Below are 16959 nucleotides of genomic sequence, written 5' to 3' on the forward strand. Positions count from 1 at the left end.
CCTTTCGAGGTAATAGAGTCGGGGATCAGACCAGGCGTGCGCCGCCGTCGATGTTCAGCGTGGAGCCGTTCATGAAGGTGTTGGTGATCAGGAACATCACCGCCGCCCCCGCTTCTGTTGCGGTGCCCAGACGATGCAGGGGCAAGGACTGCTCCAGCGCAGCGACGAAGCCGTCACGGTTGTCACCCAACGCCTTGCTCAGAATCGGCGTGTTGATCGGGCCGGGGGACAAGGTGTTTACGCGGATCGGCGCCAGCTCCAGCGCGAGGCCACGGGCCAGTGCTTCCATCGCGGCTGAAGCAGCGGCCAGCACCGCAGTGCCGTAGGCATTCGGCCGATCGGACAATGAACCGGAAATGAACGTGATCGAGCCGTCTTTCGACAAGCGATGACCCAGTGCGCGAATCGCATGCACCGACGCCCACATCCGCTCCTCGAATGCCCGACGCAGGTAATCGATATCGGTGCCCAGGACGGTGCCAGCGACGAAGGTTCCCGCCAGCAAAACCAGATGATCGACCTGAGGAATATCCGCCAGTGCGGCGTAAATCGCCTCGCTTTGGGTCACGTCAGCAGCGCGCCATCCGTCAAGGCCATGGTCAGCGGCCGCTTGCTGCGCACGATGGGCATCCGAGCCGATCACAATCACGCTCGCGCCTGCGGCTTTGGCTTGAATGGCCGCCGCTAGGCCGATGCCGGACGTTCCGCCGAAGATAACCACGGTGCGGCCATCAAGTACGGCGGGCAATGGTTGGGTGAATTGAATCTGGCTCATGCTGTTGTCTCCTTGAAACGCCGATGCGGCGTTGATGGGTAGAGACTAAAGCCTCGGGTGCCAGTTGATAATTGGGGCGGAAGTCGCTTTACTAGTGCCATGAAGGAACAAATAGGTTTGGACAGGCTGACTGGCCTGATTGCGTTTGCCCGCGCGGCTTCTCTGGGAAGCTATACTGCGGCGGCGCGCGCATTATCCGTCTCGCCCTCGGCGGTGAGTAAAAGTGTGCAACGGCTTGAAGAACATTTCGGCCTCAAGCTGTTCAGTCGCACCACACGCTCGTTGACGCTGACGCCTGAGGGGCGGGATCTCTACGAAAGGGCGTTGCGCATTTTGCGCGAGGTCGAGGACATTGATCAGGCCGCGGTGGCGTCCCGCGCTGAACCGTCAGGCACATTGAAAGTCACGGCGCCGTTGCCCATCGGCCTGAATATCCTGGCCCCGGCGCTGCCCCGATTTCGCGAGCGTTACCCGAAACTCGGCATCGACTTGCGCCTGGGCGATCAATTCTTTGACATCATCGAGCAAGGCATCGACGTCGCGCTCCGGGTCGGCAACCTGGCTGATTCGCGCCTTATTTCCCGTCCCCTCGCCCCCCATCGAATCGGCGCTTTCGCCTCACCGGACTATCTGGCCAGGCGAGGCACACCGCGCGAGCCTGCGGACCTGATGCAGCATGACTGCGTGAATTTTCGCTATCAGAGTTCGGGACAGATGCTGCGCTGGCCCTACCAGGCAGGCGAGCGCACCGCGGAAATCACGCCGGACGCGGCGATCGTGGTGGACGTCAGTGATGCCGTGGCTGCCGTGCTGGCCGCGGGCGGAGGGGTCGGCATATCGCCAAATTACGTGGCCGCGCCCTACGTCCAACGCGGGGAACTGATCCCGGTGTTGCCGCAGTTCGCGCTCGAACGTTCCACCATCACGGCACTTTGGCCTGAAAGTCGTCGAGGTAGCCCAAACGTGAAAGTCTTCGTGGAGTTTCTGCTGGAGCTGTTCCCCTCGCCCACTGCCTGGGACGAAGTCGTCAGGAACGCTTTTCAGTAGAAAGGTTGTACGCCCACACCGTTACGCCACAGGTGTGGGCGCACGCTTTACTTGTCGGACTTGATGCTGGTCCAGACCCGCGTACGAACCCGCTCAAGTTTTTGCGGCAAAGGCTGCACCACATAGAGCGTTTTCAATGCTTCGCTGGTCGGTGTCAGGTTCGGGTTGCCGGTGATGTCTTTGTTGATCAGCGCAATCGAATCCTTATTGGCGTTGGGGTAGCCGAGGAAGTCGCTGATGGGGGCGATGACTTTCGGGTCCAGCAGGGTGTTGAGGAACTCGTGGGCTTCTTCGACGTTCTTCGCACTTTTCGGGATGGCGAAAGTGTCAAACCAGATCGGCGCGCCTTCCTTCGGCAAGCGCCAATCGACCACCACGCCGTTGCCGGCCTCTTTGGCGCGATTGCCGAACTGGTAGAAGCTGCCGGAGTAGCCGATGGCGACGCAGATATCGCCGTTGGCGATGTCGGTCATGTATTTGGCGGAGTTGAAGTAGGTGACGTACGGGCGAACCTTCATCATCAGCGCTTTGGCTTTTTCGTAGTCGTCCGGGTTTTGACTGTTGGGGTCCAACCCGAGGTAGTGCAGCGCGATCGGCAGGATTTCCGTCGGGGAATCAAGCATGGCCACGCCGCAGGATTTCAGTTTCTCCATGTACTCGGGTTTGAACACCAGGTCCCAACTGTCCACCGGCGCATTCTCGCCCAGCGCGGCCTTGACCTTATCCGGGTTGAAGCCGATCAGCACGGTGCCGTACATGTAAGGCACGCCGTACTGATTGCCGGGGTCGTTCTTCTCCAGCAGCTTGAGCAGTGCCGGGTCCTGGTGCGACCAGTTAGTTAGCTTGGACTTATCCAGTTTCTGGAACACACCGGCTTTGATCTGGGTTTCGAGGAACTGATTCGATGGCACCACCAGGTCGTATCCCGAGTTGCCGGTGAGCAACTTGGCTTCCAGCGATTCGTTGGTGTCGAACGTGTCCCAGGTCACTTTGATCTTGGTTTTCTCGGCGAAGTCCTTGGGCACGGACGGCAGTATGTAGTCTGCCCAGTTGTACACCCGCAGTTCGCGCTGTTCGGCGTGCACGGCGCTGGCCAGTAGCGTCAGCCCACAAACGGTGGCGCCCAGTGTGCGTTTCATCGTGACCATGAATGAATTCCCCAAGTGTGTCGCTTGTTGGTTTTTATGTTCTGTACACGGCAGGCCTTGAAAACGGCTCGAGGCAAGGAAGACTGGATTCTAGTTGTGGTTTCGCGAGCGTGCTTGAACAGCAGTGCTGCTTTGATTCTTGCTGATGGTCTGGCTGGTTCACAGTGCGAGGTCGGCCAAAAGGGGATTGATATGGCCAATATCGGTGTCCCGGTGGATCCGGTTGATCGGGGTGATCCGGGTGTATATCCATTGCTGCGGCAAGGGCCGCAATTGGTTTCGCCCTTACGGCGAGTCACTTGGAAAAGCGCCAAGTAACCAAACGCTCTTGCCCCTTTCGTTCGGTGCCTCGCTGTGGCTCGGCATGCCCTCGCTCCGGTCCTGCTCCGTGGGCCCGCCGCGATCGGCCATCCTTGGCCGTGCGCAGCTAACCCGGCATCCATGCCGGGTTGCCCACTGCGCAGAACCTCCACTCGGCCTCTCGAGGGGGCGGTGCGTCAAAGTCAAAAGCTGCAGGCGAGCTAACGCTCGGCCTGATGAGTGGTGAAGAGCAAAAGCGTACGCCGATCCATTGTGGGAGCGAGCCTGCTCGCGAAAGACGTCAACGATAACGCGGGCTGTCTGGATGACGCGTTATCCTGACCTCCTACGCGAGCAAGATTCGCTCCTTGGAACAACAAAAATCCGGTGGGAGCGGGCTTGCCCGCGAAATGGCCGGCACATCAGCGAATTTCTCACCTGCCCCCCCGAAAAGGTTCCCCCAGAAGTCCAACGTATTGCACGTAGGAACGCCCCTACAGACATCTAGCGTTCAGCTCGCGAATAAACGCGAAGCATGGAGTCATCATTGTGCCGCGCACAACTTTTAAAGACGTTTCCTACAATGTACCCTGTTGCCGCGTTTCGGCATCGACCTCTATAGTTTGGGCTCGCGGAATACACCGCGGACGACCTTGGCCGGTCGATCATAGGAGCGCATTAGCGTCCAGAACATCACGTCGGAAGCTTTATTCCTGACGTGATTTTTATGGCGGCTTTGCGGGGGACACCTTCGGGTGTGCCGGGCTTCCTATGACCGGTCGGCCAACCCACGTACGGCTGCCACCTTTTCGTTTGGCCGCGAACGGTGGAAGCTCTGCTCATAGGAGTTACACAATGTTCCAAGTGATGCCACGCTATCTCCCAATCGACACCCACGACGCCGAAAATCCGGTGCTGTTCGTAAACACCCACAAGGAACTTAGCGAACTGGCCGCTTGCGCCATGCATCGTTTCACCGTGGTGCGCGATCTGATGGACACCTTGTCCAGCCTCAACCTCAAAAACACTTCTGACTGTGATCTAACTCGTATCACCCGTGCGGTGCATTTACTGACGCGCGAAGGTTGCGCCGTGCTGAACGTCGTTCAGGCGCGGGCGTTACAGCGGGAGAACGAGTACAAAACGCCGATTTAGCGGTGTGGCCGCCGGCCGCTTCGCGAGCAGGCTCGTTCCCACAATGGTGCCGAAAACATCCACAAGAAAAAGCCCGCTCAAGGCGGGCTTCGGGATTTGAGTAGGTGGCCGGTGCTGGTCTCCGGCTTACAAGGTTTATCAGGACTCTCACAGAACAGTTTTGTGCTCTTCTGCTTCACACGGCATAAGGGCTGGATCTCAGCGCGGAGATCTTTCTAACCGTGTACCCTTCGGAACGCGCCCCACGTGTCCTTGCCATCCGCTTGCGCATCAGTCTGCGTCTTCACCTACATTTTTAAGCGTAGTACACCGTCGGCGTTGCAGGTCAGGATTTTTTAGATCAATTGGGGCCAATGGGAAGCCTGGCAGAAAGCAAAGCAGCTAACCGGTTAAACACGCCATCATCCTGAATTGTCCTCGCATCAACTGCTTGAATGCACCGCCATAAGCAAAGCTATGGACCCATTGATATACAGTCGCTGCCAACGCTTGTAGAACAAAAACAACAGGAGTTGACATGTCAGAACTGAAGCTGCACCCCAACGCCGCCGCCTCCCTGATCCAATGGCACGCAATGATCCGCGAGGGTGACCTGCAAGCCCTGTCCACCTTGCTGGCCCCGAACGCCGTTTTTCGCTCGCCGATGGCGCACACACCTTATCCCGGCGCGCCGGTGGTCACGATGATTCTGAGCACGGTGTGCAAGGTATTTGAAGATTTCACCTACCACCGTGAACTGGCGACTGAGGATGGCTTGAACGTCGTCCTCGAGTTCAGCGCCAAGGTCGGCGGAAAAGAGCTCAAGGGCATCGACATGATCCGCTTCGACGAGCAAGGCAAAATCGTTGAATTCGAGGTCATGGTCCGGCCAATGAGCGGCTTGCAGGCCTTGGGCGAAGAGATGGGCCGTCGCCTCGGCGCTTACCTGGCCGCCAGCAAAGCCTGACGATGATCGGGTCACCAATCGGATTGACCCCACCAATCCCCGTCAGCGGACTACGCTCAACGTGAGCGCTGCAAAAATGCACATTCTGTTGCATTATCGCAGCGCTCTACGACCCGCTTTCCCTCGTGCGGCCCGGTTTATAACGCTTTTCGGTTGGCATGCGATATGCCCCGCTTTGACTGCCTGAGTGATGTCCGCCAGGTCCCATTAGCCAAATCGAGCGATCAACCGATGGATATCCTGAATTTACTGGCCAACAAGGCGCAGCCACTGTCCAGCACCGTCAGCGCTGACGGACAACTGATCAGCTTGTCCGCTAGCCTCAGCGATCAACTGGGCTATGCCCCCGAAGCGCTGCTGAATCAGCCGATCGAGCGCATCTTCAGCGTCGAATCGCTGCGCGTCGTGCAGTCGCTGTTTGCCAATCCGCCTGCCGATGAGCAAGTCCATAGCCTGGAGTTGACCCTGATTCGCCACAACGGCGGCCTGCTGCCAGTGGTCGCCTGCGGACTGCTGGAATGGCGCTCGGTGCAACCGGCACGTCTGCATTTGCTGAAAATCCCTCTCGGCGCGCTGGGCCATCGGCTGCGGGAAATGCACAACGCCAATGAAGTGATGAGCCAGATGCTGCAGAGCGCCAAGGTCGCGTACTGGTGCATCGAGTTTGCCGAGGCAGTGGACATCAACACCTCGCCGGACGAGATCGTGCGTCAGGTGTTCGAAAATGACTCCCACTGGCGCCTGTGCAATCGCGCCATGGCTGAGGTGTACGAGATGCCCTCAGATGTCGATTTCAACCAGCAACCCGTGCGCCTGTACTGGCCGCGCAGCCCGGCGAATGAAGAGTTTGTGCGGCGCCTGATCGAATCCGGTTTCCACGTGGACTGCGCGCTTTCCGTGGATCGCCGGCACGACGGCTCGCCGGCCTACGTCGAGAACGATGTTCGCGCGACCATCGTCAACGGACACCTGTTGCGCATGTGGGGCAGCATCCGCGATGTCAGTCAGGAACTGCGCATGCAGCACGACGCCGAGCAGCGCATCGACGCTTTGCGCCGGGTGTTCGATGCAGTGCCGGATGCGGTGCTGGTGATCGATGAGCACCTGCAACCGCAATGGCGCAACGCAGCCTTCGAAGAGACCTTTGGCATCACCCACGGCGACGGCATCGCTCGCCTGCTGCTGGATAAGGCCCTGCCCGAGCGTACTTGGCACAGTCTGCCTTTGCCGGACTTGAGCGGACGCCCTGTGAATTTCAATGTGCATTGCTCGCGCATTTTGATCCGTGAAGGCGTGGCCTGGCGCGTTGCAGTGTTTCGTGAAAGCCAGGGTGTGCGCCGCGCCGAAGAGTTGCACCCATGAAAGACAAGAATCTGCCGCCCACGCTGCAGATGGGCATGCGCTCTTCGGTCAACGTCAGCAGTGAAGTACTCGGCGCATTGCTGGAAACCCCCGCGCTGCACGCCTTACTCGACAGCTTCAGCGACGCGCTGATCGTGACGGACGGCGAAGGTCGGGTGCGCTTTCTCAACCTGGCCGCCGAGCGCGTCAACCGACTGTCCCGACAGCAAGCCAGCGGTTTGTCCGACAGTGAGTTTTTCCAGCGTTCGGCGTTGAACTACGAAGACTTTCAGGCGGCGCTGAATCGCGGCGGCAACAGTGCGCTGACCCGCTCCCGGGAAGGCCGGGTGCTGCTCAGTAGCACCCACGCCATTCCCACGGGAGCCTACGAAAAACCTTTCAGGATGCTGACTCAGAAAGACTTCGACGGCAGCCAGCCACAACGTCGAGCTTCGCTGGGTAACCGGCCTGTGGAGCCTCAAGGTCTGCGCGACCCTCAGGACAACGCCCTGCACCTTTCACCACAGCTCTCGAGCATTGCCGACACTGGCGTGCGTGCATTCCGGCGTCGCGCGAGGTTGTTGTTGCTGGGCGAACCGGGCGTCGGCAAGACCGCCATCGCGCGACATATCCATCGAGCCGCCGGCTGGGGCGACCGGCCTTTCATTCACGTCAACTGCGGGAGCATCCCGGAAAGCCTGTTCGAGTCGGAAATGTTCGGCTATGAACGCGGCGCCTTCACCGGTGCACTGCAGGGCGGCAAGCAAGGCTATATCGAAGCGGCTTCCGGGGGCACGCTGTTCCTCGACGAGATCGGTGAAATCCCCTTGCACGTGCAGGCCAAGCTGCTGAAATTCCTTGAGGACAGCACCATCCAGTCGGTCGGCTCACCGCTGAGCAAAACGGTGCAGGTGCAAGTCATTGCCGCCACCAACAAAGACTTGCGTCATCTGGTGAGCATCGGTGAGTTTCGCGCCGACCTCTACTATCGTCTGGCGGTCCTGCCGGTGGAAATCCCGCCGCTGCGCCAGCACCGGGATGACTTGCCGTTTCTCATCGACATCCTGCTGAGCCGCATCAACAGCGATCGCGAGCCGTCGCTGAGTCTGTCCGCGAGTTGCCGCAAGCGGCTGCTGGGTTACGACTACCCCGGCAACGTCCGTGAACTGGTGAACATCTTCGAACGGCTGGCGGTCCTCGCCGATGATGAAGCGCAGGAACATCATCTGCCGGCCGAACTGCTGGAACCGATGCGCCCTCAGGAACACGTAAAACCGGCGGCTACCTACGAAGATGATCCGGAGCAAAACCTCAAGCTGCAGGTTCAGCATTTCGAACGCCAGGTCATCCTCAGGGCCGTGCATCTGTGCGGCAGCAAACGCAAAGCCGCGGTGCACCTGGGCATCGACATCGGTACGCTGATTCGCAAACTCCAGCGCGATTGAGTTCAGGCCTATGTAGGAGCGAGCTTGCTCGCGATGTATTTGCGGGCGACGCGTTTATCCAGACTGTACGCGTTATCGTTGACGTCTTTCGCGAGCAAGCTCGCTCCTACCAGGGTTCTCGTCTCACCTACAAGCGCTGCAAAAACGCCTACATACCTAGTTACTTTTGCCTGCACCCTCCCTCCATAAATTCAACAAATCCTTTTATTTCAATAGTTTAAATAACTGGCACGACCTGTGCTCCTGCTATCTGCAACCCACCATCGTTGGGCTTTGCATCAGGGCCGGCTTTCATCAGCCGCGCCGGTAGCCAGGAGGAATAATAAAAATGTTGATCACCGGGATCAAAAGCCGGCCGGTTTATGACCGGTTGCAACCGCTGCCGGGAGGTATCCGGCACATCATTGCCGGGCAAGGCAGCGGCGGTCGCGCCATGTTGCGCTTGCTGGAAGAAATGGCTGGGCTGGATCGGCCGATCACTCTGCTGTACTCGCAGGAGTCTTTCTCCGGCCAGGATTTTCTGGCCGGGTTGCAGCAGTATCCACGTCATCAATTGAAGGTGTATGCCAGTAACCAGGCATTGATCGACGAACTGAATGACCTGCTTTTTGATGCGCGGATGGGCACTCGGTTGTACCTCGCCGGGTCCGAAAGCTTCCTGGGCAGTGCCATGCAAGTGGCCACCCGCTTTGACCTCAATCGCGACGAAGTCCTGCGGGAGCACTCCGGCACCCTGGTCCGCCGCGTCTGGTGCGTGCACTGCGACACCTACACCGAAAACGTTACTCAACGCGTCTATGACTGCCCGGGCTGCGGCTTGACGCTGGTGGTGCGCGATCACTATTCCCGTCGGCTGGCAGCGTTTCAAGCGGTCAAGGCCGATGCCGAAGTCCCGGGTGAACTGCCCGAAGCCGAGGAGCTCGACACATGAGCCAGAACAATGGGACGTTGAATCTGCGCGTGGCCCGAATCGAAGAGGTGACCCCGGAAATAAAACGCTTCACCCTGGTGTCGCCGACCGGCGCGCACTTGCCGGCCTTCTCCGGTGGCAGCCATGTCGTGGTGCTGATCGCCAATCAGCTGAACACCTTGCGCAACCCGTATTCGCTGCTGAGTTCGCCGTACGACACCAGCACATATCAGATTGCCGTGCGCCGCGTCGACAGCGGTCGCGGTGGTTCCGCGTCGCTGCATGACAACGTTGCTGAAGGGGATCTGATCGAGGTCACGCCGCCGGTGAACCTCTTCCCGCTGATCAAACAGGCACGTCTTCACCTGTTTATCGCCGGTGGCGTCGGCATCACGCCGGTGATTTCCCAACTGGAAGAACTGCGCCTGAGCAAGGTGCCGTTCGAGCTGCATTACGCGGTGCGCGGCGAAGAGCATGCGCATCTGGGCAAGGAGTTGCAGGCCACCTACGGCGAGCAGGTTCACCTGTACCGCAAGGGCATTGAATCGCGCATGGAGATCGGCCGGGTGCTCGCCGACCGTCCATTGGGCAGCCACGTCTATGTGTGCGGCCCGGACAGCATGATCGACGCCACACTGGCCTGCGCTCGCGACCTCGGCTGGACCGACAGCCACGTGCACTTCGAGCGTTTCCTCGAACAAAACAGCGGCGGCGAAGCCTTCAGTTTCACCCTCGGTCGCAGCGGCGCGACGATTGAAGTCTCGCCCGACCAAACCATGCTCGAAGCGGTCGAAGCGGCCGGCTACACAATGCCTTACTTGTGTCGTGGTGGCGCCTGCGGGCATTGCGAAACCGAGGTGCTGGAACTCGATGGCGAGCTGCTGCACAGCGATGACTGGCTGTCCGACGAAGACAAGGTCGGCTGCAAAAAAATCATGCCCTGCGTATCCCGTGCCAAGTGCAATCGCCTGGTCATCGACCTCTGATCGACGGAGACATAACAATGAATATCAAATTCAATCCCGACGAAACCTATCGCGACGACTACACCTTCGCCAACAGCCCGGAAACCATCGCACGCGCGCCCTTCCCGTTCCCCGATGACGACTACATGTACTCGATGAACCTCGAACCGCATGTGTCCGTGGGTGACGGTGCGTTTCGCGCCGCGTTCGATATCGACGAGCACTACATCAGTGAATGCCGGGACCGCGCCATCACCCTGGAGAAAGACCCGGGCATGCACTACGTTTCGGCGCCACACATGATGGAGGCGCAGTGGGATTTGCTGGAGCTGATCATGGAATCCTACGCCCGGGACTATCCGCAGTATTTCAGCCTGGCGCGCGAAGGTCGGCAGTGGCACTGGACCAACCGTTTGCTGGACATCGACGACCACTTCACCTTCGGCGACCCGGCCACCCTGCCCTACGAGCCGATGGAGTACGTGACCCGTCAGGCCCAGGGCGATTGGGTGTTGCAGGAAGAGCGCGATGGCACGCTGTACTGGGGCGCGGGAATTGCGACCCAGCGCGCCGATTATTCCCTGCGTTTCAATCTCGGCATGAGCTGGGAGGAGTTCCACGGGCCAGTGCCGCTGGTGAAAGAAATCGGCATGCTCGACCGCGCCTTGAAGTTCCTGCTGCGCCTGCGCACTGGCCATCCGGTGCGTCGTCTGAACTGGTCGCTGACCGTCAACCCGCGCCTTGAAGTCTCGGCCGAAAGCCTGCCGGAATGGGCGCCGGACCGGACCATCGTCACCGCGCAAAACGCCGGCAAACTGGTTTACCTGCGCATTGAATTGCAACCACTGCATCGGTTGCCGCGCAGCAACGCTATCGTCTTTCCGATCCGCACTTACTTGCTCAGCCTCGAAGACATCGCCACCAACCCGGCGTGGGCCCGGCGCATGCATCGAGTGCTGCGGGATTTGAATCAGCAACTGGTCGATTACAAGGGCTTCAGTCGCTACCGCGATGCCGCCGTTGAATGGCTTTCGCAGTACGACGATGGGCGCGGCAGCGAGACCAAAAAACAGGCTTGAACCAGCCAGACGTATATCCCTGTAGGAGCGAGCTTGCTCGCGAAGAACGTGAGGGCGCCGTGTTTATCCTGGCTGCCCGCGTCATCGTTAACGTCCATCGCGAGCAAGCTCGCTCCTACAAGAGCATTGGCGGGGCAACCCGTTAGCACTAATCCACTGCCATTGATAAAGAGGAAATAAAATGAGTGGCTCAACCAACGCGCGTGCAAGCGTCAGCGCCGATCAGGACGCGGAACAACTCCGCGCCCTCGGCTACAGTTCGGATTTCAACCGCAGCATGAGCCTCTGGGAGAACTTCTCCCTGGGCTTTACCTACCTGTCGCCGGTCGTCGGCGTCTACACCCTGTTCGGTTTGTGCCTGGCCGCCGGCGGCCCGCCGATGTTCTGGTCTTACCTGCTGATCGGCGCCGGGCAATTGCTGGTCTGCCTGATCTTCGGTGAAATCGTCTCGCAGTTCCCGATTTCCGGCGGTGTCTATCCGTGGGCCCGTCGCCTGGTGGGCAAGCGCTGGGCGTGGATGGTCGGCTGGGTGTATGCGTGGGCCTTGTGCGCCACCATCGCTGGCGTTGCCGTGGGTGCAGGTCCGTACCTGGCGATCATGCTGGGCTTCAATCCCGGCCCTGAAGCCAACATCTACATTGCCCTGACGATCATCCTGCTCTCGACCGCCCTCAACCTGGTGGGCACCAAGCTGCTGGCGCGGGTGGCGATGTTCGGCTTTCTCTGCGAGCTGGTCGGGGCGATTCTGGTCGGCGGCTATCTGCTGATCTTCGAGCGCCATCAACCGTTCAGCGTGCTGTTCGACACCTTCAACCTTGAGGTCAACGGCTCGTATTTGCCGGCGTTCCTCGCGGCCTCGTTGGCGGGTCTGTTCCAGTACTACGGTTTCGAGGCTTGCGGCGATGTCGCCGAAGAAACCCCGAACCCGGGCAAGCGTATTCCGAAGGCCATGCGCATGACCATTTACATCGGTGGCGCGGCGGCGATGTTTGCCTGCCTGGCGCTGATCCTCTCGGTGCCGGACATGGCCAAGGTTTTGGCCGGTGAAGACACCGACCCGGTGGCTACCATCCTCGCCAATGCTTTTGGCCCGGTGGGTTCGCGACTGGTCATGGCGGTGGTGATGGTGTCGTTCATCTCCTGCGTACTGAGCCTGCAAGCGGCGGCCAGCCGTCTGTTGTTTGCCTATGCCCGTGACGAAATGATCATCGGCAGCTCGCTGCTCAAACGCCTCTCGGGCAACCACGTACCGTCGTTCGCGCTGCTGATCAGCGGTGTGGTGCCAGCAGCGATCGTCTGCCTGGGTATGTTCATGGCAGACGCCGTGGCGACCATCGTTGGCTTCGCGGCGATCGGGATCTACGTGGCGTTCCAGTTGATCATCGTCGCGGCGTTGATCGCCCGCGCCAAGGGCTGGCGCCCGAACGGGCAGTTCACCCTCGGCGCCTGGGGTTTGTGGGTGAACCTCGCCGCGCTGATCTATGGCGTGTGCGCCATCGTCAACATGGTCTGGCCGCGCTCGCCGGACGCGCCGTGGTACATCAACTATTCGATGATCCTGACCACGCTGGTGGTGATGGGTGCCGGGCTGGTCTACATGCTGCTGGGCAAGCCGTACGACAAAGGCACGGCGCCGGCGGGTGATGCGTGGAAGTTCTCGAAACCTCTGGTTAAGGCAACTGGCGTCTCTGACGCAGCGGTCAACAGACCCACAATCTGATAACGACTATCCCTGTCGAAACCGAATCTAATGTGGGAGCGAGCTTGCTCGCGATGACTGACTGACATCCAACACAGATGTCGCCTGTCAGACCGCTATCGCGAGCAAGCTCGCTCCCACAGGGGCCGGTTTCAAAACAAGAAATGTTTGACGAGGACCATGCCATGCAAACCCAACTCTTGATCAACGGCCAACTCATCACCGGCGAAGGCCCCGCCCAACCGGTGTTCAACCCGGCCCTCGGCCGTGTGCTGGTGGAAATCAACGAAGCCAGTGAAGCTCAGGTCGATGCTGCCGTGCGTGCTGCCGACGCTGCCTTTGCAGGCTGGTCGCAAACCCCGCCGAAAGAACGCTCGCTGCTGCTGCTCAAACTCGCCGACGCCATCGAAGCCCACGGCGAAGAACTGGCGAAACTCGAATCGGACAACTGTGGCAAACCCTACAGCGCCGCGCTGAACGACGAGATCCCGGCGATTGCCGACGTGTTCCGCTTCTTCGCCGGCGCCAGTCGCTGCATGAGCGGGTCGGCCGGCGGTGAATACCTGCCGGGCCACACCTCGATGATCCGCCGCGACCCGGTGGGCGTGATCGCCTCGATCGCGCCGTGGAACTACCCGCTGATGATGGTCGCCTGGAAAATCGCCCCGGCCCTCGCTGCCGGTAATACCGTGGTGCTCAAGCCGTCGGAACAAACGCCGCTGACCGCGCTGCGTCTGGCCGAACTGGCGTCGGAAATCTTCCCGGCTGGCGTGCTCAATCTGGTGTTCGGCCGTGGTCCTACCGTCGGTAACCCGCTGGTCACCCACCCGAAAGTGCGCATGGTGTCGCTGACCGGTTCCATCGCCACCGGTTCGAACATCATTTCCAGCACCGCCGACAGCGTCAAACGCATGCACATGGAACTGGGCGGCAAGGCTCCGGTGATCATCTTCGACGACGCCGACATCGACGCCGCTGTTGAAGGCATTCGCACTTTCGGTTTCTACAACGCCGGCCAGGATTGCACCGCTGCCTGCCGCATCTACGTGCAGGCCGGCATCTACGAACAATTCGTCGAGAAGCTCGGCGCGGCGGTCAGCAGCATCAAGTACGGGCTGCAGGACGATCCGGCGACCGAGCTGGGGCCGCTGATCACCGCGCAACACCGCGACCGCGTGGCCGGGTTCGTCGAGCGCGCCGTGGCGCAATCGCACATCCGCCTGATCACCGGCGGCAAGGCGGTCGAGGGCAATGGCTTCTTCTTCGAGCCGACGGTGCTGGCCGATGCGCAGCAGGACGATGAGATCGTGCGCCGCGAAGTGTTCGGGCCGGTGGTGTCGGTGACCCAATTCACCGACGAAGCACAGGTGCTGGGCTGGGCCAACGATTCGGACTACGGCCTGGCGTCATCGGTGTGGACCGCCGACGTCGGCCGCGCGCATCGCCTGTCGGCCAGGTTGCAGTACGGCTGCACCTGGGTGAACACGCACTTCATGCTGGTCAGCGAAATGCCCCATGGCGGTCAGAAATTGTCCGGTTATGGGAAGGACATGTCGATGTATGGGCTGGAGGATTACACCGTGGTTCGGCATGTGATGTTCAAGCACTAAAAGCAAAGGCTTCGCGAGCAAGTCGAATCGTCGCACCGCCGCTCCCACAGTTAATCGCATTCCTCCTGTGGGAGCGGGCTTGCTCGCGAAGGCGTCACCGCCAATCCAGCGCCAGGCCCTACAACGTCCGCTGCCCATTGCCGATCTTTTTGGCCTCCTCGATCCCCCACTCCATCGCCGCCTCCATGTCGAGAAAATGCAGCGCTGGATGGTCATTCTCCTCAATGGCCGTGTCATCAGGTCGGTAGACACCTATGAACATTCCCAACGAACCGTCCCGCAGGATCTCGGCCTTGACCTTGATGTTGCATCCGTTCGACAGCGTTTCCGTGTGGACCAAATGGCGTTCAGTCATCGTTGCGTTCCTCCGGGTAGTGAAGTCGGTTAACGCGTACCGCAGTCCTTATTTCTAGTTCAACAAAACCGCCAAAGGCGTTATTTGTGGGGCACAAGACAGCGGCGCAATGCCACCTATACTACAAGCCACCGCCCCTTCGGGGTCTGCACTCCCAACAATAAAAAGCAGAGGTGGAACATGGTCTGGCAGCAAATCTACGATCCGTTCGGCAACCCGGTCTTTTCAACCATCATGGCAGCAGTGCCGGTCGTGGTGATGCTGGCGGCCCTGGCGTTCTTCCACATCAAAGCACATCTGGCGGCGTTGCTCGCCCTCGCCTCGGCCCTGGTCATCGCGATCTTCGCGTTCGGCATGCCGGCGAACATGGCTGGCTCGGCCGCCCTGTATGGCGCCGCCAACGGCTTATTGCCGATTGGCTGGATCGTGCTCAATATTATTTTCCTGCACCGACTGACCACCGAGAACGGTTCGTTCAAAGTGCTGCAGGACTCGCTGGCGCGCATCACCGACGATCGGCGCCTGCAATTGTTGCTGATCGCCTTCTGCTTCGGCGCCTTTTTCGAGGGAGCTGCGGGTTTCGGTACGCCGGTGGCGGTAACCGGGGCGATTCTGATCGGTCTGGGTTTCTCGCCACTGGCCGCGTCTGGTCTGGCATTGATCGCCAACACCGCGCCCGTGGCGTTCGGCGCCCTGGGCACGCCGATCATTACCCTGGCCAAGGTCACCGGCCTGGATGAAATGGAGCTGTCGATGATGGTCGGTCGGCAATTGCCGTTTTTCTCGGTGATCGTGCCGTTCTGGTTGATTTGGGCTTTTGCCGGCTGGCGCAAGATGCTGGAAATCTGGCCGGCCATTCTGGTCGCCGGCGTCAGTTTTGCCGTGCCACAGTTCCTCGTGTCCAACTATCACGGGCCGATGCTGGTGGACGTGATCGCCGCGCTGATTTCCATGGCCTGCCTGACCGGTTTCATCAAGGTCTGGAAACCGGCCACCATTCACACCTCCGCAGCGCTGTCTGGACGCGTAGACAACTCCAAAATAGACGATGAGCACGAGGTTGAACCGACGGCCACCTCGACGTTCAACAGCGAAAACCGCTCGGCGGTGATGCGCGCCTGGATGCCATGGATGATCCTCACTGTGTTCGTGTTCGCCTGGGGCACTCAGGGTTTCAAAAACATGTTCGACACCCGTGCGGCGATTGATCCGGTGACCCAATCGGCGAAACTCGACCCCCAGGGTAAACCGATGCGCGAGGCCAACCCGATCTTCGCCCCGACCGTGACCTTCACCACCATCCACCAGCAGATCGAGAAGGTCCCTCCGGTAGTGCCGGCTCCTAAAACGGAGGAAGCGATCTACAAGTTCAACTGGTTCACCTCCACAGGCAGCGGCATCCTGCTGTCGGCGATCATTGGCGGATTGCTGATGGGCTATTCCATCCCACAACTGATCCACCATTATCTGCGCACGATTTGGTTGGTGCGTTATTCGCTGATCACCATCGTCGCCATGCTTGCGCTCGGCTTCCTGACCCGCTACTCCGGTCTTGACGCCACCATGGGTCTGGCGTTTGCCGCGACGGGTATCTTCTACCCCATGTTCGGCACCCTGCTCGGCTGGCTCGGCGTGGCGCTGACCGGTTCGGACACGGCGTCCAACGTGCTGTTCGGCGGACTGCAACGAGTCACCGCCGAGCAACTGGGGCTCAGCCCGGTGTTGATGGCGGCGGCCAACAGTTCCGGCGGGGTCATGGGCAAGATGGTTGACGCTCAGTCGATCGTTGTGGCCTCAACCGCGACGCGCTGGTATGGGCATGAAGGGGAAATTCTGCGTTATGTGTTCTTTCATTCCATCATTCTGGCGATTCTGGTGGGTGGATTGGTGACGTTGCAGGCTTATGTGTCGCCGTTTACGCAGATGGTCGTGGGTGGGCATTGAGTTAAGTGGGCATATCCGTTTCTGCGGTAATGGCTGCTGGCGGTTTCGCTTTTACAGCGAGTCACTTTCGAAAAGCCGGAATGCCGGCCCAGGCGAAAGTAACCAAAGCGCTCTTGTCCCTTTCGTTCGGTGCCTCGCCCAGGCTCGGCATGCCCTCGCTCCGGTCCTGCTCCGTGGGCCCGCCGCCATCGGCCATCCATGGCCGGGGGCGGCTAACCCGGCATCCATGCCGGGTTGCCC

Annotated in this window: 14 protein-coding genes; 11 read left to right on the forward strand and 3 right to left on the reverse strand. The window is 60.1% G+C overall.

Annotation, left to right across the window (positions count from 1 at the left end; all coding sequences use genetic code 11):
- Nucleotides 1–25: 25 nt before the first annotated feature.
- On the reverse strand, nt 26–775 hold the full coding sequence (locus tag ACYZT9_RS15885; RefSeq protein ID WP_462006371.1) for an SDR family oxidoreductase: 750 nt from the start codon (nt 773–775) through the stop codon (nt 26–28).
- A gap of 117 nt (nt 776–892) precedes the next feature.
- Here ACYZT9_RS15885 and ACYZT9_RS15890 point away from each other — a divergent pair, with 117 nt between their 5' ends.
- Nucleotides 893–1822 (forward strand): LysR family transcriptional regulator, encoded by a 930-nt coding sequence (locus tag ACYZT9_RS15890; protein ID WP_462006372.1) that lies wholly within the window; start codon nt 893–895, stop codon nt 1820–1822.
- A gap of 47 nt (nt 1823–1869) precedes the next feature.
- On the opposite strand, the gene ACYZT9_RS15895 is transcribed toward ACYZT9_RS15890, so the two are convergent.
- Nucleotides 1870–2970: a polyamine ABC transporter substrate-binding protein gene (locus tag ACYZT9_RS15895; RefSeq protein WP_462006373.1), complete on the reverse strand. Its 1101-nt coding sequence runs from the start codon at nt 2968–2970 to the stop codon at nt 1870–1872.
- A gap of 1155 nt (nt 2971–4125) precedes the next feature.
- Here ACYZT9_RS15895 and ACYZT9_RS15900 point away from each other — a divergent pair.
- The 9 genes from ACYZT9_RS15900 (at nt 4126) to ACYZT9_RS15940 (ending at nt 14420) form a co-directional block, all read left to right on the forward strand.
- Entirely contained in the window at nt 4126–4425 is a 300-nt protein-coding gene (locus ACYZT9_RS15900; protein WP_462006374.1) for a hypothetical protein, read from the forward strand.
- 517 nt (nt 4426–4942) lie between these two features.
- Entirely contained in the window at nt 4943–5371 is a 429-nt protein-coding gene (locus tag ACYZT9_RS15905) for a nuclear transport factor 2 family protein (protein ID WP_462006375.1), read from the forward strand.
- 231 nt (nt 5372–5602) lie between these two features.
- Nucleotides 5603–6733 carry a PAS domain-containing protein gene (locus ACYZT9_RS15910; protein WP_462006376.1) on the forward strand — a complete coding sequence of 377 codons (1131 nt, stop codon included), beginning with the start codon at nt 5603–5605 and terminating at the stop codon, nt 6731–6733.
- A complete protein-coding gene (locus tag ACYZT9_RS15915; RefSeq protein WP_462006377.1) occupies nt 6730–8157 on the forward strand; it encodes a sigma-54 interaction domain-containing protein in 1428 nt (475 codons plus the stop codon). The genes ACYZT9_RS15910 and ACYZT9_RS15915 overlap by 4 nt, the downstream gene beginning before the upstream one ends.
- A gap of 328 nt (nt 8158–8485) precedes the next feature.
- Nucleotides 8486–9088 (forward strand): dimethylamine monooxygenase subunit DmmA family protein, encoded by a 603-nt coding sequence (locus ACYZT9_RS15920; protein WP_462006378.1) that lies wholly within the window; start codon nt 8486–8488, stop codon nt 9086–9088.
- Nucleotides 9085–10053, forward strand: coding sequence for a PDR/VanB family oxidoreductase (locus ACYZT9_RS15925; protein ID WP_462006379.1), 969 nt, complete (start codon nt 9085–9087; stop codon nt 10051–10053). The genes ACYZT9_RS15920 and ACYZT9_RS15925 overlap by 4 nt, the downstream gene beginning before the upstream one ends.
- Nucleotides 10054–10070: 17 nt before the next feature.
- Nucleotides 10071–11111 (forward strand): heme-dependent oxidative N-demethylase family protein, encoded by a 1041-nt coding sequence (locus tag ACYZT9_RS15930; RefSeq protein WP_462006380.1) that lies wholly within the window; start codon nt 10071–10073, stop codon nt 11109–11111.
- Between the two features lie 181 nt (nt 11112–11292).
- On the forward strand, nt 11293–12831 hold the full coding sequence (locus tag ACYZT9_RS15935) for an APC family permease (protein WP_462006381.1): 1539 nt from the start codon (nt 11293–11295) through the stop codon (nt 12829–12831).
- A gap of 164 nt (nt 12832–12995) precedes the next feature.
- On the forward strand, nt 12996–14420 hold the full coding sequence (locus ACYZT9_RS15940) for a gamma-aminobutyraldehyde dehydrogenase (RefSeq protein ID WP_462006383.1): 1425 nt from the start codon (nt 12996–12998) through the stop codon (nt 14418–14420).
- A gap of 118 nt (nt 14421–14538) precedes the next feature.
- Here ACYZT9_RS15940 and ACYZT9_RS15945 read toward each other — a convergent pair whose 3' ends face one another.
- Nucleotides 14539–14775, reverse strand: a complete 237-nt coding sequence (locus ACYZT9_RS15945) for a hypothetical protein (protein ID WP_462006384.1) — start codon at nt 14773–14775, stop codon at nt 14539–14541.
- 180 nt (nt 14776–14955) lie between these two features.
- Here ACYZT9_RS15945 and ACYZT9_RS15950 point away from each other — a divergent pair, with 180 nt between their 5' ends.
- On the forward strand, nt 14956–16719 hold the full coding sequence (locus ACYZT9_RS15950) for an L-lactate permease (RefSeq protein ID WP_462006385.1): 1764 nt from the start codon (nt 14956–14958) through the stop codon (nt 16717–16719).
- Nucleotides 16720–16959: the final 240 nt, after the last annotated feature.

Source organism: Pseudomonas sp. ZT5P21, from assembly GCF_054897785.1.